Origin of the sequence: Streptococcus sp. SP1 (assembly GCF_030440005.1) — a bacterium.
Lineage (GTDB): Bacteria > Bacillota > Bacilli > Lactobacillales > Streptococcaceae > Streptococcus > Streptococcus parasanguinis.
Window position 1 is genome coordinate 83,216 of sequence record NZ_JAQFJJ010000007.1, and the last position, 19,395, is coordinate 102,610.

The 19,395-nt window shown below is 41.0% G+C and carries 24 protein-coding genes, 1 tRNA gene and 1 pseudogene; 21 read left to right on the plus strand and 5 right to left on the minus strand.

The window, feature by feature from the left end; translation table 11 throughout:
* Positions 1-12: 12 nt before the first annotated feature.
* The 7 genes and pseudogenes from PCY07_RS05185 to PCY07_RS05215 all read left to right on the plus strand — a co-directional run bounded on the left by PCY07_RS05185 (position 13) and on the right by PCY07_RS05215 (position 5,485).
* Entirely contained in the window at positions 13-189 is a 177-nt protein-coding gene (locus tag PCY07_RS05185) for a hypothetical protein (protein WP_003017298.1), read from the plus strand.
* Complete coding sequence (locus PCY07_RS05190) at positions 189-800, plus strand: Fic family protein (protein WP_003017315.1); 612 nt, start codon at positions 189-191, stop codon at positions 798-800. Before PCY07_RS05185 ends, PCY07_RS05190 begins: the two co-directional genes overlap by 1 nt.
* Positions 801-1,056: 256 nt before the next feature.
* Positions 1,057-2,808: a glycoside hydrolase family 13 protein gene (locus PCY07_RS05195; protein ID WP_215195006.1), complete on the plus strand. Its 1,752-nt coding sequence runs from the start codon at positions 1,057-1,059 to the stop codon at positions 2,806-2,808.
* Between the two features lie 81 nt (positions 2,809-2,889).
* Entirely contained in the window at positions 2,890-3,429 is a 540-nt protein-coding gene (locus PCY07_RS05200) for an RDD family protein (RefSeq protein ID WP_101770530.1), read from the plus strand.
* Between the two features lie 60 nt (positions 3,430-3,489).
* Positions 3,490-3,932 (plus strand): annotated as a pseudogene (locus tag PCY07_RS05205) (8-oxo-dGTP diphosphatase).
* A 220-nt stretch (positions 3,933-4,152) separates the two neighbouring features.
* On the plus strand, positions 4,153-5,013 hold the full coding sequence (locus tag PCY07_RS05210; protein ID WP_101770532.1) for a MerR family transcriptional regulator: 861 nt from the start codon (positions 4,153-4,155) through the stop codon (positions 5,011-5,013).
* A gap of 160 nt (positions 5,014-5,173) precedes the next feature.
* Positions 5,174-5,485: a hypothetical protein gene (locus tag PCY07_RS05215; RefSeq protein ID WP_101770533.1), complete on the plus strand. Its 312-nt coding sequence runs from the start codon at positions 5,174-5,176 to the stop codon at positions 5,483-5,485.
* A gap of 204 nt (positions 5,486-5,689) precedes the next feature.
* On the opposite strand, the gene PCY07_RS05220 is transcribed toward PCY07_RS05215, so the two are convergent.
* Entirely contained in the window at positions 5,690-5,812 is a 123-nt protein-coding gene (locus PCY07_RS05220) for a hypothetical protein (RefSeq protein ID WP_013903456.1), read from the minus strand.
* A gap of 211 nt (positions 5,813-6,023) precedes the next feature.
* Here PCY07_RS05220 and PCY07_RS05225 point away from each other — a divergent pair, with 211 nt between their 5' ends.
* The 9 genes from PCY07_RS05225 (at position 6,024) to PCY07_RS05265 (ending at position 13,852) form a co-directional block, all read left to right on the plus strand.
* Positions 6,024-6,911: a DUF4300 family protein gene (locus PCY07_RS05225; RefSeq protein WP_101770534.1), complete on the plus strand. Its 888-nt coding sequence runs from the start codon at positions 6,024-6,026 to the stop codon at positions 6,909-6,911.
* Between the two features lie 54 nt (positions 6,912-6,965).
* Positions 6,966-7,109, plus strand: a complete 144-nt coding sequence (locus tag PCY07_RS05230; protein ID WP_225901469.1) for a hypothetical protein — start codon at positions 6,966-6,968, stop codon at positions 7,107-7,109.
* Positions 7,110-7,209: 100 nt separating this feature from the next.
* Positions 7,210-7,599: a hypothetical protein gene (locus PCY07_RS05235; protein WP_101770535.1), complete on the plus strand. Its 390-nt coding sequence runs from the start codon at positions 7,210-7,212 to the stop codon at positions 7,597-7,599.
* Positions 7,600-7,665: 66 nt separating this feature from the next.
* The gene (locus PCY07_RS05240; RefSeq protein ID WP_101770536.1) at positions 7,666-8,517 is read left to right on the plus strand and encodes a CbrC family protein; all 852 of its coding nucleotides are present in this window, start codon (positions 7,666-7,668) and stop codon (positions 8,515-8,517) included.
* Between the two features lie 61 nt (positions 8,518-8,578).
* Entirely contained in the window at positions 8,579-9,334 is a 756-nt protein-coding gene (locus tag PCY07_RS05245; RefSeq protein WP_195227719.1) for a CPBP family intramembrane glutamic endopeptidase, read from the plus strand.
* Positions 9,331-10,086: a CPBP family intramembrane glutamic endopeptidase gene (locus PCY07_RS05250; RefSeq protein ID WP_195227720.1), complete on the plus strand. Its 756-nt coding sequence runs from the start codon at positions 9,331-9,333 to the stop codon at positions 10,084-10,086. Before PCY07_RS05245 ends, PCY07_RS05250 begins: the two co-directional genes overlap by 4 nt.
* Before the next feature lie 158 nt (positions 10,087-10,244).
* Positions 10,245-10,916, plus strand: coding sequence for an ankyrin repeat domain-containing protein (locus tag PCY07_RS05255; RefSeq protein WP_101770539.1), 672 nt, complete (start codon positions 10,245-10,247; stop codon positions 10,914-10,916).
* A 186-nt stretch (positions 10,917-11,102) separates the two neighbouring features.
* On the plus strand, positions 11,103-12,611 hold the full coding sequence (glpK, locus tag PCY07_RS05260) for a glycerol kinase GlpK (protein WP_101770540.1): 1,509 nt from the start codon (positions 11,103-11,105) through the stop codon (positions 12,609-12,611).
* Between the two features lie 476 nt (positions 12,612-13,087).
* Entirely contained in the window at positions 13,088-13,852 is a 765-nt protein-coding gene (locus PCY07_RS05265; RefSeq protein WP_003006860.1) for a (S)-acetoin forming diacetyl reductase, read from the plus strand.
* 113 nt (positions 13,853-13,965) lie between these two features.
* On the opposite strand, the gene PCY07_RS05270 is transcribed toward PCY07_RS05265, so the two are convergent.
* The 3 genes from PCY07_RS05270 to PCY07_RS05280 form a co-directional block, all read right to left on the minus strand.
* Positions 13,966-14,208, minus strand: a complete 243-nt coding sequence (locus tag PCY07_RS05270; protein WP_023023047.1) for a type B 50S ribosomal protein L31 — start codon at positions 14,206-14,208, stop codon at positions 13,966-13,968.
* A 160-nt stretch (positions 14,209-14,368) separates the two neighbouring features.
* Entirely contained in the window at positions 14,369-14,953 is a 585-nt protein-coding gene (locus tag PCY07_RS05275) for a DUF5336 domain-containing protein (RefSeq protein ID WP_101770541.1), read from the minus strand.
* A gap of 96 nt (positions 14,954-15,049) precedes the next feature.
* Entirely contained in the window at positions 15,050-15,994 is a 945-nt protein-coding gene (locus PCY07_RS05280) for a bifunctional oligoribonuclease/PAP phosphatase NrnA (protein WP_101770542.1), read from the minus strand.
* A 289-nt stretch (positions 15,995-16,283) separates the two neighbouring features.
* Between PCY07_RS05280 and PCY07_RS05285 the strand changes: the two genes are divergently transcribed.
* From PCY07_RS05285 to PCY07_RS05305, 5 genes are all read left to right on the plus strand, one after another.
* A complete protein-coding gene (locus PCY07_RS05285; protein ID WP_101770543.1) occupies positions 16,284-16,727 on the plus strand; it encodes a flavodoxin in 444 nt (147 codons plus the stop codon).
* Between the two features lie 63 nt (positions 16,728-16,790).
* Positions 16,791-17,063 (plus strand): chorismate mutase, encoded by a 273-nt coding sequence (locus PCY07_RS05290; protein ID WP_049499793.1) that lies wholly within the window; start codon positions 16,791-16,793, stop codon positions 17,061-17,063.
* Positions 17,064-17,109: 46 nt separating this feature from the next.
* Entirely contained in the window at positions 17,110-18,273 is a 1,164-nt protein-coding gene (locus PCY07_RS05295) for a chloride channel protein (protein ID WP_219619844.1), read from the plus strand.
* Positions 18,274-18,396: 123 nt separating this feature from the next.
* Positions 18,397-18,744 carry a 50S ribosomal protein L19 gene (gene rplS, locus PCY07_RS05300; protein ID WP_003016418.1) on the plus strand — a complete coding sequence of 116 codons (348 nt, stop codon included), beginning with the start codon at positions 18,397-18,399 and terminating at the stop codon, positions 18,742-18,744.
* 42 nt (positions 18,745-18,786) lie between these two features.
* Positions 18,787-18,858: transfer RNA gene (locus PCY07_RS05305), tRNA-Arg, on the plus strand.
* 49 nt (positions 18,859-18,907) lie between these two features.
* Here PCY07_RS05305 and PCY07_RS05310 read toward each other — a convergent pair.
* The gene (locus PCY07_RS05310; RefSeq protein WP_014713231.1) at positions 18,908-19,099 is read right to left on the minus strand and encodes a hypothetical protein; all 192 of its coding nucleotides are present in this window, start codon (positions 19,097-19,099) and stop codon (positions 18,908-18,910) included.
* Positions 19,100-19,395: the final 296 nt, after the last annotated feature.

A 19,395-nucleotide genomic window follows, 5' to 3' on the forward strand; every position in this document is an offset into this window, starting at 1 on the left:
CGGAGGTAGAATATGACCTTAGATGTAGATAAAGAAAAAATGATGATTATGGGTGTGATTTTTGACAACAAAAAGGTTTTTAAGAGCGTCTGGTTTGCTCTTAGCACCAATATGATTGAAGGATGGCATCCCACGGTAGAAGACGTGGAGCGACTGAGAGAAGAGGCGGTTGCATTAGGAGTTGGATAATGGTCAGAAAAATATATGATGGGTATGATTATATAGACCCTGATAATTTATACACCTATCCCCATTCATCTGTTCTCATAAATAAATTTAATGAGAAAAATGATAATAAAGCACGAGAATTAGAATATCGTTTAGTAGCAAGCCAAAGTTTAAAACTGTTTATTAATCCAATTGAAGTAAATACTGTTTCAGATATTTTAAAGATTCACAAGTTTCTTTTTGAAGGGATGTATACTTGGGCAGGTCAATACCGTCAAGTAAATATCTCTAAAAGTGGAAATGCTTTTATGCCAGTTCAGTCTTTTGATATGGCAGAAAAATATTTAAATACTTTGATTTCAAACTATCTACTTAACGCAAATAATAAAATTGAGATTTGTAAAAGTTTAGCTGAGATATTAGATAATCTAAATTATTTTCACCCATTTAGAGAAGGAAACGGTCGTACTCAACGAGAAGTTATCCGTTCTTTAGCTTTGATGAAAGGCTATGAATGTGAAATTTCAATTGGTTTAGATGATGATATCTATCACTTATATATGGATGGAACGGTTTATGGAGATACTAGTAAACTCGAACAACTGTTCAATAAACTATTAACAGAAATATAGATCTGTAGTATATTTTAGTAGGAAACAGTATAAAGTGATGCTTATAATGTAAAGTCATTGCTTCAATAAAGATCTTTAAGCCCAATCGCTGGGCTTTTTGTGTTGCATTACAATCTTAAAAAGTTAGTAGTCTAAAATTATCTCACAAGATCTTGCAAACCTTTTTCTAAAGTTGTATACTAGAGTGAGTTTTGTGTAATCGTTTGCATAAACTGATGAATGATGAGAAAAGAAAGGAAAGTAGGAGACGAGACAGATGGAATTAACAGCGATTTATCACCGGCCTGAATCGGAGTACGCCTATCTTTATATGGACGGTCAACTCCATATTCGCATCCGGACCAAGAAAGAGGATATCAAACGGATTGTCTTGCATTATGGGGATCCTTTTATTTTTATAGAGGATCTATATGAGGCAACCAAGGAAATGGACAAGGTGACGACCGACGACCTCTTTGATTATTGGCAAGTGTCGGTATCTGTCAGCCATGCACGGATCCAGTACCTCTTTGAATTAGAGGATACAGCGGGAGAGAAGATCTTGTACGGAGATCGAGGTGTGGCAGCCTACAACAAGGAGAACTTGGACTTCGTCATGAATGGCTTTAAGCTTCCTTTTATCCATGAGATTGATGGGTGTGCTGTTCCGGACTGGGTGGCTCAGACAGTTTGGTATCAGATTTTTCCTGAGCGTTTTGCCAATGGGAATCCAGCCATTTCCCCAGAAGGTATTCGTCCTTGGGATGCGTCTATTGCCCCGCAAATCTTGGATTTCTTTGGTGGAGATTTGCAGGGAATCATTGATCACTTGGACTATTTGCAGGATCTAGGAATCACAGGGCTCTACCTTTGCCCGATTTTTGAATCACCAAGCAACCACAAATACGACACCATTGATTACTTTGAAATTGATCGACATTTTGGTGATAAAGAGACCTTCCGCAAACTAGTGAAAGAGGCTCATGCGCGTGGGATGAAGATCATGCTGGATGCCGTCTTCAACCATATTGGCTATGATTCACCCCAATGGCAGGATGTGGTCAAACACGGGGAGGATTCGATTTACAAGGATTGGTTCCATATTAAAAAGTTCCCTGTCTCCTCAGAAAATCTGTGGAATAGTCGCGACTTGTCTTACCATGCTTTTGCCTTTGCGGGCTATATGCCCAAGCTCAATACGGCTAATCCAGAGGTGAAGGCCTATCTCTTGAAGGTGGCGACATACTGGATTGAAGAGTTTGAGATCGATGCTTGGCGACTGGACGTGGCCAATGAAATTGACCATCAATTCTGGCGAGATTTCCGTAAGGCGGTCTTGGCTAAGAAGCCAGACCTCTATATCCTCGGAGAAATCTGGCATTCGTCCCAACCATGGCTCAATGGTGATGAGTTTCATGCGGTGATGAACTATCCCCTCTCTGAAAGTATCAAGGATTATTTCCTGCGGGGGCATAAGGAGACGCAACGCTTCATTTGGGAGATCAATAGCCAGTCTATGTACTACAGGCAGCAAATCTCTGAGGTGATGTTCAACCTCTTGGACTCGCATGATACAGAGCGCATTTTGACGACGGCCAAAGGCGATCTTCAGTCTGTCAAGTCTGCTCTTGCCTTCCTCTACCTGCAACGGGGAACGCCGTGTATCTACTATGGAACGGAGCTAGCCCTCATCGGTGGCCCAGACCCAGATTGCCGCCGTGTCATGCCATGGGAGCGCGTGTCAGCGGATAATGACATGCTAAACTTTATGAAGGACTTGATCCAGCTACGAAAAAAAGTGGCGGGCATGATTCAACATGGTAAAGTGAGTCTGAAAGAAGTAGAGCCAGATGTAGTAGCAGTAGAATGGCAGCATGAAGGCCACCTTCTCAAAGCCTACTTTAACCACTCCAGGAAAGACTTTGTCTTAGAAAGAGGACAAGCAGATCTGATTAGTCTTGGGAGCATCTCTGATGATCGATTGAACATTCAGCCAAATGGCTTTGTTATTTATAGGGAAGAGCAGTAAGAAAGAAGCCTGGAATCGAGAGATTGCAGGCTTCTTTTTATATACGGTTTATTTATTCATGGTCTTATATTATAATAGGAGATGAGAAGGGGGGAGACGGTGATGAAGATGTTAGCAATCAATCCTATTTCGTTTAAAAAAAGAATGACAGAATTTCTGTTTGATTATCTTTTCATTCTAGCTTATTTAGTTTTTCTATTTTTAGGTTCGATGCTTATTTACATCATCTTTTTTAATGGCGTCCCAGAGTTTACAGAAATTCAGTCGCAGTGGCTTGTATTTTTTACCTCTGTTTTGCCAATCACGCTTCTTTTCACATTCTTGGATTATAAAAATGATGGCAGTTTTGGGAAGGTAAAAGCGGGACTTGAACTGGTCTACCAGAAAAAAACAGTGCAGGCAAGCTTGATTAGAAATGTCATCAAATTTTTACCTTGGCAACTCGGTCATATGGGCACGATTCATGGCTTCTATAGTGATTTTGATATGTTATTCATTGTCCTTTCTATTTCAGCGACTCTACTCGCCGTTTCCTTACTGGCAATGACGATATTTAGGAAAGATAAGAGGCATCTAGGAGACTTGCTAGCCCATACGCAAGTGCAACCCAAAGAAGACTAGAGTACAGATTGTTTATCCTATCCTTAAAGAAAAAGACTAACATAGTTAGGAAGTATCTGTATGAATGAGACTGTTGAGTTTACAAATCTTTGTATGGTAAGAGACAGCGATAGAGTTCTTGTTATGGATCGTAAAAAAGAGGACTGGCCAGGCATAACCTTTCCTGGTGGTCATGTCGAAGCGGGAGAATCATTTACGGAAGCAGTGATCCGTGAAGTGAAGGAAGAGACTGGCTTAAGGATCGCTTCTTCCCAGATGTGTGGAATGAAAGATTGGGTGGAAGACGACATTCGTTATGTAGTTCTCTTTTATAAGACAGAAAAGTTTGAAGGAGACTTAATATACTCTGAAGAGGGAGAAGTCTGGTGGGAGAACCTGAAAGAATTGCCAAATCTAGACCTCTCCTTAGATATGGAAGATATGCTTCGTATTTTTCTTGAAGAAGACCTATCTGAATTTTCTACTACCAAGATGGAGAAGACTGGAAGTACGATTTAAAGTAAATTTGGATACTGATTCTTCTAATAATTAACTAGACAACTTTTTTAAGCAGTTAACCCAATGGTTGGCTGTTTTTCTTTTTTAATGACTGATATATTTGTGGAACCTTGTTATAATAAGAGATAAAAGAGATTAGAAAAATGATTGTCTTCTGTTTATAAGGTAAAGGTTGACATGCCCCTTGGGGACAGGAGTATCATATAGTAAAGGAGGTGCAAGATCATGTTAAGAAATGATATTCAAAGAATAACAGCTTTAACTCGAAAAGCACTAGAATACTATGAAGAAAAAGGTTTTATTCATCCTCGAAGACTAGAAAATGGGTATAGGGAATATTCGGAAAAGGATGTAGAGATTCTGAATAAGATTACCTTGTTTAAAAAATTAGGGCTAACCATAACAGAAATAAAGGACTGTCTGAAGTCAGATGGGGCTACTGCATCTAGTATTCTCAGAAGAAAAGAGCAAGAACTAGAAAGTGATGAGAAACGGAAAGTAGTGTTCGATCTCTATATTAAAGGTGCAGACACGGATCTGATCAATGAAAAACTTGCGGTCATCGAAGCTGAAGACTCACTTTATAAGAGACTCGAAAGAGCATTTCCAGGATACTTGGGGCAATGCTTATTTGCTGCCTATCAGCCTTTTTTACAGGAGCCCTTGTCAAAAGATGGAGAAGAAGCATTTAAGAAGTATATTCAATATTTAGATAGCCTTCCAACCTTTGAGTTAAGCAGAGAAGAACAGGATTATGTTGATGAACTGAGTTCTAGTTTTAATATGAAGACCTTAAAAGAGGTTAATGAAGCTAAGATAGCTGCGGTAGAAAGTTATGAAAAGTGGCATAATGAAAATAAGGACACAATTTCTATTTTTGATCGCTATTTGAACAGTGATGATTACAAAACAAGTCCAATGAAAAATATTCAAGATCAACTGAAAACATTTTTGATTAACCATCACTACTATGAAGTAGCTATTCCTCTGATTAGACAATTTAGTAAGAGTTACGATCATTATTATAAAAAACTAACTGAGGCAAGTGACTATTATTTAAAGCAAAAGGGAGATGCTCCACAGTAAATCGGAAATCAATATACTTCATAAGATTTAACGATTAAGAGATAGAGTCAGGGATGACTTAACCTTGCTCTATTTTCCGAAATCCTTTAGTTGTACTTTTTCCTGCATAGGTGTATAATGTGTCCTTAGGTAAAGAATTAAGTAGAATAAGGAGATTCATATGGAATTAAAAGATTTTACAGAAAAAGAACAAGAACAAATCAAGCAAGGATTGAGTACGGCTGAGATTTCTGATAAAGAAGCAGCGAAGAAGTTACTTGCTCTTGTACCGCAAGAATGGATCAAGCGCATTCCTTTCTTTGTCAGAGGGCATGCGACAACAAAGACGATTGAACGTGTGGCTATGCGCTATCCTGAACTCTATGCCGTGGCCAAGCGCCAAGGAGACCTTCCTGAAAAAGAAGGAGAAGAGCTCCGCAAGATTATGACAGCTATCTTTGAAGAAAAGATGAACAAACATAAGATTAAATAAGATTATTAAACGAAATGTATTTATTTCTACAATTACGATTAAACATTCCGTAAAAAAGACAATATCAGTTTTCTGAATTCCAGAATTCTAATATTGTCTTTTTTCTTATTTTTTATGCTGGATCAAAACGTAAAAGGCTGTTCGTTTATTGACATTGGCAAAAACATGCTTTTTTATCAATCTGTTTTTCTATTAGATAGATTGTCAGTTTCCGACTAAAGCTTTGAAAATATCATCATATTCATCAAAAATATCATTAGTCAAATCAGAGTCAAGATTGTTATCTTCTTTGGTTGAATTTCCTTCTTTTACAGTTTCTACTACCATTTGCCTACCTCCTTTGGAGTATTATATCAAATAATTAATAGTATGTAAGAAAATAGTTTTTTTAACACTAGATCCTCAACTATTGTTTTAAAATCAGTATTATTATAGTAGAGAGTTTTTTCTTTCTGTTTCAATCTATTTATTGATATAATGAAGCTAAGAAACTTTAAAATAAATGATTCTTACAACAATTATTAGAAGGAACCAGTTTATGAAACCATCTAAAAAAATCATGCTCCTTACAAGCTGCGCCTTGGCGATCTTTGCTTTAGCGGCTTGTGGTAGCAACCAAAAGCAATCTAAGGAAAAGCAGGAGAGTTCCACTGTGCAGAAATCTAGTTCAGATAAGGAGCGCTACAAAGGAAGCTACAGCAACCTCAACAGCAAGGCGAGTGTCGAAGAAGTGCGGGCTCTCTTGTCTGCTTATTTGGATCAGGAAAGTGTAGACAAGTTTCTAGGTCTGGTAACAGACTACGATAGCATTGTAGGCTCGGTCGGCTTGACGGGTGACTTCAGTAAGTTCAAGAAAACAGACTACAATGTTGAGAAGATCAGTGACTTGTGGACCAAGAAAAAGGGCGATTTCGTCGGGACCAACTGCCGGATCAATAGTTATACTCTTCTGAAGAATCGCATCGAGATTCCTAAGATGAAAGCGGACAGTGAACTCTTGTTCGTGGACAATGATGCGATTGAAAAAGGGAAAGTCTTCGATGAGGCAGACAAGGAAGCCTTTAACATTCTGTATTCACGGGTTCCGACAGAGGATACAACGGATGTCAAGGTCCACGCCAAGAAGATGGAAGAGTATTTTGCCAATTTCAAATTTAATGAAAATGCCCGCATGCTTTCCGTCATCGTTCATGATAATCTAGATGGCAACACGCTTTTTGTCGGGCACGTCGGTGTCTTGGTTCCTGCCAAGGACGGCTATCTCTTTGTCGAAAAGCTGACTTTTGAAGAGCCCTACCAAGCCATCAAGTTTGCGACCAAGGAAGATGTCTACAAATACTTGGAGACAAAATACCAAGATTACACGGGTGAAGGTCTGGCTAAGCCCTTTATCATGGACAATGAAAAATGGGTTGAAACCAAATAGAATTTTCAGCTATTTGAGGTTGGTGTGAACTTCAGCTAAGGAAAGGACCTAAAGATGAATAAAAAACGGAACTACTTTGCTCTAGCCCTTATTCTTATCGGTTTTCTATTAGTAGAAGCAAGTATGTATGTCCTACCTTACATTGTAGGATTAAAAGATTTAGAACTAGTTGCTTTCGGATTTGGATTTGTTTCTTAGCGGCTGTCATCATCTTATTAACAAAGACTAAAAAGCATACTGATTAAAGCCGAGTCAACAATTGTACTGTGTATTTAGAATTTATGGAGGGAGAAATGGAATGAAGATTTTAGAATCTGGACCACTATTATTAGGTGTTGTTTTTATTGGCTTCTTCAGCATTACGTTATTCGTTCGTCGCTGGTTAGCTAGCCGACGTAGTAGCGGTCCCTTCTTTGCTCCCTTCCATATTAACCGTGGAATCTTCTATATCCATGTCGCTCTGTGTTTCAGTCGGCGAATGATCCCACTGAAAGAGATCAAGCAAATCACCTATGTAATTTTTCGTGGACGATCTGGTGGTGGGGCTCGCTATGCTTTCTATATCGAACTCAGAAATGGAAAGACCATTCCCTTCTTTTTTGGGAAAAGCAAGCGGAATGAAGAGTTAGTTGCGAAACTCAAGCGAAATGCAGGCAGGTATGGGTTTAAAGTACATGATCCAGGTTAGAATATAATCATCTGTAGTAATAGAATCTACGATTTGTTTCCTTTAAAAATGAAAGCGAGTAGTCCTATGAACGATTCTATGAAAGAATATATCCACTTAAAAAAGCAGTTCCAAGCGCAAGATAAGGATTCATCCAGCGTGCTGGCTTTCTATGAATTTGCGGATCGGCTGACCTTACTGGAAACTCCAGAAGCTAAGCAGGTCTTGGTGGATGTGTATCAGGAGTTGGGCTTGTATGCCAGTGCCTTTGATCTCTTCTCAGAGTTAGTAGACAAGTCTGATCGCAAGCAAGTTAAGAAACTATTTACCTTAGAAAAGATGAGTCTCAGTCATGGAGATCGCTTTGCTCTCCCTCGTCCCTTGACTGAAAAAGAAAAAGAGACTCATAAAGAGAAAATCAGTTCCTTGCCAACCTTCCGCTATCATCCGGATCCACTAGGGACTGGTGCTTTTAAGGAAGGGGAGCCTAAGACCTGTCCTTCGTGTGGGGAAGACCACACCATCTATTATGTTCTGAGACCTTATTGTGTGGAGGAGCTAAGCCATCTCTGTCCGACTTGTATTGCTACAGGTCGTGCTGCCCAGAAGTTTGAAGCAGAGTTTATACAAGATGCTGATTGGCAAGGGGTCATGGGTAAGGAAAAAGATCAGGTCCTATTATGTCAAACTCCAGGATATAGTAGCTGGCAGGGCGAATATTGGCTCTCTTGTTGCCAAGACTACTGTGCCTATCTGGGGACAGTTGGCACTCGTGAACTGGAAGAAATGGGCATTGCTGAGCAAGTCTTAGCAGAATACGAGTCACGTAATGAATTTCAGGATGTAGCTGAATACTTAGTCAAGGATGGTTCTATGTGTGGCTATCTCTTTCGATGTCTACACTGTGAACAATACCATCTTTGGGTCGATGCGGATTAGGGGGATGCTCCAAATCTAATAGAGTCATGAACTAGATGAAAGAATAGAAAAGGAATCACGAATGAATAGAAAGCAAGCCCTATCCATGTATTTGATAGGGACCTTCGGTCAAGTATTAGGAGTTAGCCTTCTGGTGTGGTTTTTAAGAGCAGGAGGAGTCAAGGTTGATTTTACATCACCAATGGGGATGATCGCTGTTGTTTTAGGTGGCTTATCATCTGCTTTTTGGGGTAGTCTTGCCAGTATTGGCTACCATCAATCTAGTTTCAAACAAATTCTAAAAGATTTTTTTCAAGTCAAAGACAGGTTAGCCAATTATTGTTTAGTGCTCGTTTTCTTGCTACTCGACTTTTTCCACTTTATCTTTGGTGGTAAGATCACCACTCAATCGTTGGTCTTGCCAGTAGTGCTTTTTTTCAAGGCTCTTCTTTTTGGTGGAGTTGAAGAAATTGGCTGGCGTTATTTCTTTCAACCAACTTTGCAGGAAAAAATACCTTATCTTTCAGCTACTGTGATCACCTTTTTAGCCTGGTCTAGCTGGCATCTTTTTTACTTTTACATTGATGGTTCTTTAGGTGTTATTCAGTTGCTTCCGTTTCTAGTAGGTCTGCTAACTAACTGCTTTATCTTATCGGCCTTGTATCATAAAACGCAAAATTTATGGATCTGTGTCATGACTCATGCCTGTATTAATTCCTTGTCTCAGATTCTAGTGAATGAAGAGGTATGGCTATCTATCGTCAGTAAAATTCTTATTATTAGTTTAGCAATCATGATTGCAAGAAAGAAGTATGTAACTGTAAAGGAGGAAAAATGAGCAAATTTATTTCAAAACAATCAGTCGCTAGTTGGTATGCACTGTCTGCCCTCCTTGCTACCTTTCTAGTCGGGCAAGTTATCCTTTGGTTTTTCCCAGATAGGAGTAGTATGGGGGCCTCACTACTGTTTATCCTAATGAACTTGATTCCCATGATTACTGCGGCTGTCTTTTCTCTTGTGTTGAGTGAAGTCAACTCCTTGGGTGATTTTTTCAAAAAGGTTTTTCTTCAAAAAGAAAGTTCCCTATCCTGGATCCTAGCTTTCTTCATCCCCGTCATCTATTATGGGATTTCCACCCTGCTTATGAATGTTCGCTTTACTGGGAACTCCCTCTTGGCCTTCTTCCTCTATTTTCCTTGGACCTTTTTATATGGAGGTCTGGAAGAAGTCGGTTGGCGTTGGTTTTTACAAGATCATCTTTCCTTTAGTAAGCACTTTATACCTAAAATGATGGTTCTCTCCATTGTCTGGTTCCTCTGGCATATCCCTATCTATCAACTCCCTTGGATTACAGCAGGTTCGCCCAACTATCTCATCTTTTACCTGATGATTTTAGGGAATACCTTCCTATTTGGAGCGCTCAAGGAGTACTCGAAAGGAGCTATTCCTTGTATCCTCGCTCATATGCTGATTGATAGTCTGGCTGTCCTTATGCTGGTTCAGAGCTCTCTTCCTCAGATTATCCTTCTGGTTAGCTTCGAAATCCTACTAGCCTCTTGGCTGGTGGCTATACGAAAATCAGAGAAATAGAGTTGTCCCTCTTTCGATGGGAGTCTGTCATCTTTAGCCTTTAGGACTTCAATGTAGAGTCCATAAAATGGTATAATCAGTTTAACGAAGAACCTAGAGATAGGATCAAAGTATCAACACAGTGTTATTCTTATCTATAATGAGAGAGGGGGAAAACCATGCAAAAAACCTTTCAGTTGTTGCGAAGAGGAGATCTAGAGGCTATCCGTCAGATATTGGATAAAAAGCCTGAAGAAGTCAATGCTGTTTCGGGTGACAAACCTAAAAGAGATCAAGGCCAATCCCTTCTTCAAGTCGCTATTAAATCGGGACATTTAGATATTGCGGACTTACTCATTGATAGAGGTGCAGATCTTAACTTTATCGAAGAACCGACAGAGCTGAATCCATTTTGTCAACCAGTCATCCAAACAGCCGGTGGACGAGCTGTATTTGACTGCAGGCGCATGATCAAACGTTGGAATGGTCAATATGAGATGTATTCGTCTAAGGAAAAGGCAGACCAGTCTTTCAAGGTTTTTGAGAAAATGTTGGAACTTGGGGCTGATATCTCTCAGAAGGACAGCCATGGTGGGACTTTGTTACAAACTATTTTAATTGAAACCAAGGAAGTGTTACCATCTTATTATTGGAAAACAAAAGAAACAAGCGATAATGTCCTCATAACGGATGAATTACGTCATGATTTAAGTCGTATTTATGATCTATTAATTCGTTACGGTGTGACTGCGGACGAAATATCTGTCTATCAGAACATTCCTCTCAAAGAACTTTACCAAGACAGTCCGACCATGGAGTTCTTAAATCGGTTAGATCAGAGCAGATCTTGATAAGCATTTGTACTACTAGTTAAAAGAGCCTCAGGGCTCTTTTAACTTTGTCTGATAGAGCTGGAAGCAGAAGGAAAATTTAGACAGGAATTTATTAAAAAAATGGATACAAATCCTAGATGAAATAGAGTATACTAGTTTATGAAAGAACAAGATTTTTAAGTACCTAATTCAGGAGGGCAGTTTATGTCTCAAGAAACTTTCATCATGGCGATTGACCAGGGAACCACTAGTTCGCGGGCTATCATTTTTAATAAAAAAGGCGAGCAAGTTAGCTCTAGTCAAAAGGAATTCACTCAGATTTTTCCGCAGGCTGGTTGGGTGGAACACAATGCCAATGAGATTTGGAACTCGGTTCAGTCGGTGATCGCTGAGGTCTTTATTGAAAGTGGCATCAAGCCCAATCAAATCGAGGCGATCGGCATTACCAATCAACGGGAAACGACAGTTGTTTGGGATAAGAACACAGGCCTTCCTATTTACAATGCTATTGTCTGGCAATCACGGCAAACTGCTTCCCTGGCTGAAGAACTTAAAAACCAAGGCTATGTAGAAACCTTTCACCAAAAGACAGGTTTGGTCATCGATGCCTACTTTTCAGCGACTAAAGTCCGTTGGATCTTGGACCATGTAGAAGGTGCACAAGGACGAGCTGAAAAAGGCGAATTACTTTTTGGAACCATTGATACTTGGCTGGTCTGGAAGCTGACGGATGGAGCAGCCCACGTGACAGACTATTCCAATGCAGCCCGTACCATGCTCTACAATATCAAGGAATTGAAATGGGACGATGAAATCTTAGACATTCTCAACATTCCTAAAGCCATGCTTCCTGAGGTGCGTTCAAACTCTGAAATCTATGGTAAGACAGCTCCCTTCCATTTCTACGGTGGACAAGTGCCGATTGCAGGGATGGCGGGAGATCAGCAGGCTGCTCTCTTTGGTCAATTGGCCTTTGAACCTGGTATGGTCAAGAATACTTATGGAACTGGATCCTTCATCATTATGAATACGGGTGAGGAGATGCAGTTGTCAGAAAACAACTTGCTGACGACGATTGGTTATGGGATCAATGGCAAGGTCTACTATGCCCTTGAAGGATCTATCTTTATCGCTGGAAGTGCCATTCAATGGCTTCGTGATGGCCTGCGGATGATCGACAGTTCACCTGAATCCGAGGCCTATGCTCTGAAGTCTCAGAACCAGGATGAAATCTATGTGGTCCCTGCCTTTACGGGTCTTGGAGCACCATATTGGAATCAAGAGGCGCGTGGTTCTGTCTTCGGACTTACCCGGGGAACGACCAAGGAAGATTTTATCAAGGCAACCCTTCAATCCATTGCTTATCAAGTACGCGATATTATCGACACCATGCAGGTAGATGCCAAGACTCCTATCCCTGTCCTAAAAGTAGACGGAGGAGCAGCGAAAAATGATTATTTAATGCAGTTTCAGGCAGATATTCTTGGAATTGCAATTGCCCGCGCGAAAAACTTGGAAACAACGGCTTTAGGAGCAGCCTTCCTAGCAGGTCTGACCGTAGGCTATTGGAAGGACTTGGAAGAATTAAAATCTCTTCATGGAGCAGCCCAAATCTTTGAACCCAAGATGAATGAATCTCGAAAGGAAGAGCTGTACAAGGGGTGGAAGAAAGCAGTCAAAGCCACTCAAGTATTTGCAGAGTCTGATGACTAAAGGGATCAATCAAACGAATAGTTTATGAGAGTGGGACAGAAATCGGTAATTCGTTAGAATTCGATTTCGTCGTCCCACCTCCGCACAGTTGAGTAGGGCTGTAAAAGCTGATGAAATCAGCGTAGTAGAGCCCACTCAACCACTGCGTCTTGCTCGACAATCCAAAAATAATTGAGAGGCTAGGACTTTTGTCCCAGCCTCATGTAGCTTTTACAGAATAGAACAGTTATCTGTTTTGGTTAAAAGCCATATTCTATTTCACGTTCCAGTTCATTTATCACTAAATAAAAATATCATATAAATAAACTATTTTTTTCAAAAAAACAGGCTAGAGTTTGAAATGTTTTTCACAAAAGAGTATACTGTTAGCATAGTTATGTCGGGAATTTATGATAGACCCCATCAAAACTAGTTGTCAACCCTTGCTGTTCTGATAGGAACGTTTGCTGGTATCGTTGATACCAAGGAGGAATCATATGTCTAAAGTAGCTATTGTCACAGGTGCTGGTCAAGGAATTGGTTTTGCAATCGCAAAACGCTTGGTACAAGATGGCTTTAAGGTTGGTGTATTGGACTACAATGCTGAAACAGCTGAAAAAGCAGTTGCTGAGTTGTCCGCAGAAAATGCTTTTGCGGTCGTTGCTGATGTATCCAAACAAGCAGAAGTAGCTGCAGCTTTCCAAAAAGTTGTTGACCATTTTGGAGATTTGAATGTTGTCGTGAACAATGCAGGTGTTGCGCCAACTACACCACTTGATACAATTACAGAAGAACAATTTACACGTACATTTGCTATTAACGTTGGTGGCGTGATTTGGGGTGCTCAAGCTGCACAAGCTCAATTCAAAGCGCTTGGCCATGGCGGAAAAATCATCAATGCAACTTCACAAGCAGGTGTTGTAGGTAACCCTAACTTGACTGTTTATGGTGGTACTAAATTTGCAGTTCGTGGTATCACACAGACTTTGGCGCGTGACTTGGCGGATTCAGGCATCACTGTCAATGCTTATGCACCAGGTATCGTCAAGACTCCAATGATGTTTGACATTGCCCATGAAGTTGGTAAGAACGCAGGTAAAGATGACGAATGGGGTATGCAAACATTCGCTAAAGATATCACTTTGAAACGTCTTTCAGAACCAGAAGATGTAGCAGCAGCGGTCAGCTTCCTTGCTGGACCTGATTCAAACTACATCACAGGCCAAACCATTATCGTAGATGGTGGAATGCAGTTCCATTAAGATGAAAAAAGAGGTTGGGATCAACATCCTAACCTCTTATTTTGTGCGTTCACAATAAAAGAAACAGATATCAAAAAAACCACTCCGAAAGGGAAGTGGTTCTGTGTTGGTTCTTATTTGAGACCGTATTTTTTGTTGAAACGATCCACACGTCCATCTGCTTGAGTGAACTTTTGACGTCCAGTGTAGAATGGGTGTGAGTCTGATGAAATTTCAACACGGATCAATGGGTAAGTTTCACCTTCGAATTCAACTGTTTCGTTAGAGTACTTAGTTGAACCGCTGAGGAACTTATAACCAGTAGTAGTGTCCATGAAGACAACAGGGCGATATTCTGGATGGATATCTTTTTTCATTTTGCAATATTTCCTTTCTGCCATGGTCTCTTTCCGAGCCATAGATTGTTACTAAGCTAGTTTATCAAATTTCTAGGATCTTGACAAGTATTTTCACTAATTTTATTTAAAATAATGATCAAAAAATCACCTTGGCTAAGCCAAGGTGATGATGATCAGATTATTGTTCAGATTGATTTGGATCTTTTGGTGCTTCAACTGGTTGATCAGCTTTTCCTTCAGTGTGTTCGTGTGATTCTTTTTTGATTTCATTTACAGCAGTTTTAACTGTAGAAGTTGTCACACGTCCAACTGTTTGGGCAAATCCTTTACCAGATTCAGCAAGTTCTTCGAAGGTTCCTTTAGTGATTTTACCACCTGACATCGCCAAGAGACCAGTCACAACAATAGCGATTGATGCGATCAAAGCAAGGATCAACCCAAAGCCGATTGAAACGCCATAGCCATTGAAATTAGCAGTGTACTTGTTCACACCAAATACATCGATCAATGCAACGACAGTTGCGATAGCACCTGAGACGATAACACCAATTGCCAACCCTTTTGGTAATGAAGCTTTCACATCGCTCAAGCAAGCAAGAACAATCGCAACGACTGCCAAGATAAGGATGAACCATCCATCTCCGTTAAGACCATTCACGCTGTATGAACCAAAGGCACCAGCATTCAGGCTTGCCCACGGCAAGAAAGAGCTAAGAATCGCTACTGCAGCAGAGATAATGATAAACAAACGATTTTTTTCCATAATAAGTCTCCTTATAATTTTACTAGCTTTATTTTACCACAAGAAATGACAAATGGAAACCCCAGAAATGGAATAAAAAAGGCTGATAAATCATTCTCAGCCTTCGTTCGTACGAGCCACTTCTTGTAGCTCTTGGTAGATTTGGTCGTTTTCTTCAAGGGAATAGGAGTTGGCACCACTAGCAAGTGGATGGCCACCGCCGTCATGACGTTTGGCAATTTCGTTGATCACTTTTCGTTTGCTACGCATCCGGACACGGAAGTGACCGTCGGCCTGCTCGACAAAGATAGCCCAAACAGCCACGGTATCGATGCGTCCAGGAGCTCCGACGATTGCAGCAGTCTCTGAATCACGTAGATCGAATTTCTTCAAGAGCTCTTGTGTCAAGGTCACACGCGCAGCGCCATGTTCATCGATCTCGAGATGGTCATAGACATAGCCTTGAAGCTTAGCGGTTTTGAGATTGATCGTATCCATCTGCCGAGCAAGTGCTGTAAAATCAAAGGGAATACTTCGAAGAAAGGCAGCAATCTCAAAAGTCCGAGTCGAAGTAGCAGGATAAAGGAAGCGACCTGTATCGCCGACAATCCCAGCATAGAGAAGACGCGCAGCGCTAACAGGAAGTTCGAGCTCCATTTCCTTTGCAAAAAGTGCAATTAACTCACTGGTAGAGCTTGAGTCGGTATCGACCCAGAGCAGATCGCCATAAGCATCGTCATTTGGGTGGTGGTCTATCTTGATCAGGAAATCACCATTCGAATAGCGCTTGTCATCGATGCGGGGAGTATTGGCCGTATCACAGACAATCACCAAAGCTCCATCATAATCCTCATCGCTGACAGTATCCATCTCAGCAAGCCAAGTCAAAGTCGGTTCATCATAGCCACTTGCCAAAATCCGCTTTTGAGGGAAGTGCGCACGCAGGAGATCACGCAAGCCCACTTGGCTACCAATCGCATCCGGATCCGGATTTTGATGACGGTGGATAATAATTGTGTCATAAGCTTGAATTTTTTCAAGAATTTCATTCATTACGTTCATACATTACCTCATTTTCTCTGTCAATTTTAACATAAGAAAGGCCCATCCAGCAAGCGTTTATCACTAATTAGGAGCTATGGAAGCGGTTTTACATTAGTTCATTGTTTTGGTAGAATGGATGGATATGATGAAAGAAATTAAACAGTCAATTAAATGAAAACAAGGGCGATTAGGTTGAATCGGTCCAAATTCTTGAAACGTGTCCCTTCTTTCAGCTTATCGGGAAAGGTTTCGTGCAAAATGCTTGAAAAAGTGATATAATACGGGAAATAGCTTTTTGGAGGAAATTATGACTGTAGCGAAGATTGTTTTTGCTAGTATGACTGGAAATACTGAAGAAATTGCTGATATCGTAGCGGACAAATTCCGTGATCTTGGTGTCGAAGTAGATGTTGATGAGTGTACAACTGTGGATGCGGAGGACTTCCTTGATGTGGATATCGCAGTGGTAGCGACTTATACATACGGTGATGGAGAGCTTCCTGATGAGATCCAAGATTTCTACGAAGATTTGGCTGGCCTTGATCTCAAAGGCAAACTTTATGGTGTTGTAGGCTCAGGTGATACCTTCTACGATGAATTCTGTAAAGCAGTTGATGATTTCGACCGTTGCTTTGCTGCGACTGGTGCTGAAAAAGGCTCTGAGTGTGTCAAAGTTGATTTGTCTGCAGAAGACGAAGACATTGAAAAATTAGAAGCCTTTGCAGAAGAACTCGTAGCAAAAGCAAATTAATGACAAAGAGGCTGGATCGATGGATTACAGCCTCGATTTATATCCAAAATAAAGAGGAGACACATGGATTTAGATCAAATTCGTAAGGACATTGACCAGATCGATCAAGAGCTTGTAGCCTTGCTGGAAAGACGGATGGTCTGTGTCAGTCAGATTGTAGAATATAAGGAGCAGCAGGGCTTACCTGTGCTTGATCAAGGAAGGGAAAGAGAGGTGCTTGAGAAAGTCGGCTCTCTCGTGACGGATGAGCAGTATCGTGCGACTATTCAAGCTCAGTTTCAAGATATGATGAAGCGCTCGAGAGACTTCCAAGAGGAGGTGAGGGCGCGTGACTAGTCTATCGATCAAGCAAAAAGCGCAACAGTATGTGGTCCTAACAGGGATGGCTCTTTTCATTGGTCTCTTGGTTGGTGCCATTGATATGATTTTTGGTCAAGGTCTTCTCCTGATTGGCGATTTCCGAAGCCAGCACTGGCCCTTGATTCTTTTGCTGGCCTTAGCAGGGCTTGTCATCGTTTATCTCTATAAACGTTTTGGTGGCAAAGCTTCAAAAGGGATGGGCCTCATTTTTGATGTCGGACACGCGCGTGAGGAGAAAATCCCCTTGGTCTTGGTGCCTTTGATTATGCTGACGACCTGGATGAGCCATCTCTTTGGTGGTTCGGTCGGTCGGGAAGGTGTAGCGGTTCAGATCGGAGCGACCCTTTCGCATCGTTTTGCGCGTTACATCAATATTCCGGATGCTTCGCGTATTTTTCTCATGACCGGGATGGCAGCCGGTTTTGCGGGGCTCTTTCAGACGCCACTGGCAGCAACTTTCTTTGCTCTCGAAGTCTTGACAGTTGGGGAGCTGCAGTTGATGGCTCTCTATCCTGCGCTCATCGCTTCGATTGTGGCTAGCTTTACCTCGCATGCCCTTGGTTTAGAGAAATTTGCAGTGCCACTAAGAGAAACGCTGAGCTGGACACCAGAGACCTTGATCAAAGTTGCCCTTCTTGGCTTGGCTTTTGGACTCGCTGGGAAACTCTTTGCAATTAGCCTTTCCTGGTTGAAGAAAACGGTCGCTCAAGTCTTGCCCAATCCTTATATCCGGATTGCGCTTCTAGGTGCTGGACTTAGCTTGGTCCTCTTGACCCTCCAGCTGACCAAGGTCGGAACATACAGTGGACTTGGAACCAATCTGATTGATGTGGCTTTTCATCAGGGCAGTGCGCAGAGTTATGACTGGATCTTGAAGCTCCTCTTTACCGTGGTGACCATCTCTGCTGGATACCAAGGAGGAGAAGTGACCCCGCTCTTTGCGATCGGAGCTACACTTGGAGTCTTTCTTGCTCCGATGTTAGGTCTACCAGTCTTAGTCGTGGCCGCTATCGGTTATGCCAGTGTCTTTGGCAGTGCGACCACGACCTTGCTCGCACCGATCTTGATTGGAGGAGAAGTTTTTGGCTATGCCAATCTTCCTTTCTTTGTCATCGCTTGTGCCATTGCCTATTGCCTACCAAAAGAGTGGAGCATTTATTCCGGTCAAAAAGTTGCGAAAAAGTAGAGAAAAGAGCTTTACAAACCTGAAATTATCTGATATGATAGTTTTTGTGCGTAATGGAAGCACAAAAATACAGTTTATCCGCTGAGGGAGGTCCCTCAAGATTGACGAAGATAGGAGAATAAAATGAATCCATTAATCCAAAGCTTGACTGAAGGTCAACTTCGTACTGATATCCCTGCATTCCGTCCTGGTGACACTGTTCGTGTACACGCGAAAGTTGTCGAAGGAACTCGTGAACGTATCCAGATCTTTGAAGGCGTTGTTATCGCTCGTAAAGGTCAAGGACACACTGAAATGTACACTGTTCGTAAAATCTCTAACGGTGTCGGTGTTGAACGTACATTCCCAGTACACACTCCACGTGTAGAAAAGATTGAAGTTGTACGTTACGGTAAAGTACGTCGTGCGAAATTGTACTACCTTCGTGCATTGCAAGGTAAAGCAGCTCGTATTAAAGAAATCCGTCGTTAAGACGAACAAGGAGGCGGGAGTGATCTCGCTTCTTTTTTATCGGTCCCCTTAGTTCAATGGATATAACAACTCCCTCCTAAGGAGTAGTTGCTGGTTCGATTCCGGCAGGGGACATATAGTCTATCTATTTTCTTATAACGTAGCAAAAAAACAGTGAACATGATCACTGTTTTTCTTTTAATGTATAGGCGTAATTGGTCATATTGATAGCATGCTTTAATCGCATATTCATTATATCTGATACACCGTTTTTATATTTATCCACGGCTTGAGTAGATACGCCACAGTTTTTGCTAATAGCATAGGCTGTGGCATTGTCTAAGAGCCAGCGGATTGCTTCAATATCTACTGACATATATTACCTCATAAAATACCAAAACATGAATAGAAGTAGAAGAAGTCCAACAATAAATTCAACTTTTTCACGCTTTGTTGTTTTTCTAATTTTTAGATTTACTTTCATAGTTTTCCTCCTTAATTTAATAACATTCTTGAAAGGGGGCGATAGTGATTTCTCACTATCAAAATTCTATGTGCCATGCAATGATAATTATAAATAAACGCATTTCGACTACTATCTTATTGTGTTGACTTTGACTGATTTATTTTTGAACGTAAACATTTAGTATTCTGTTCTACTAGTTTTCTTCT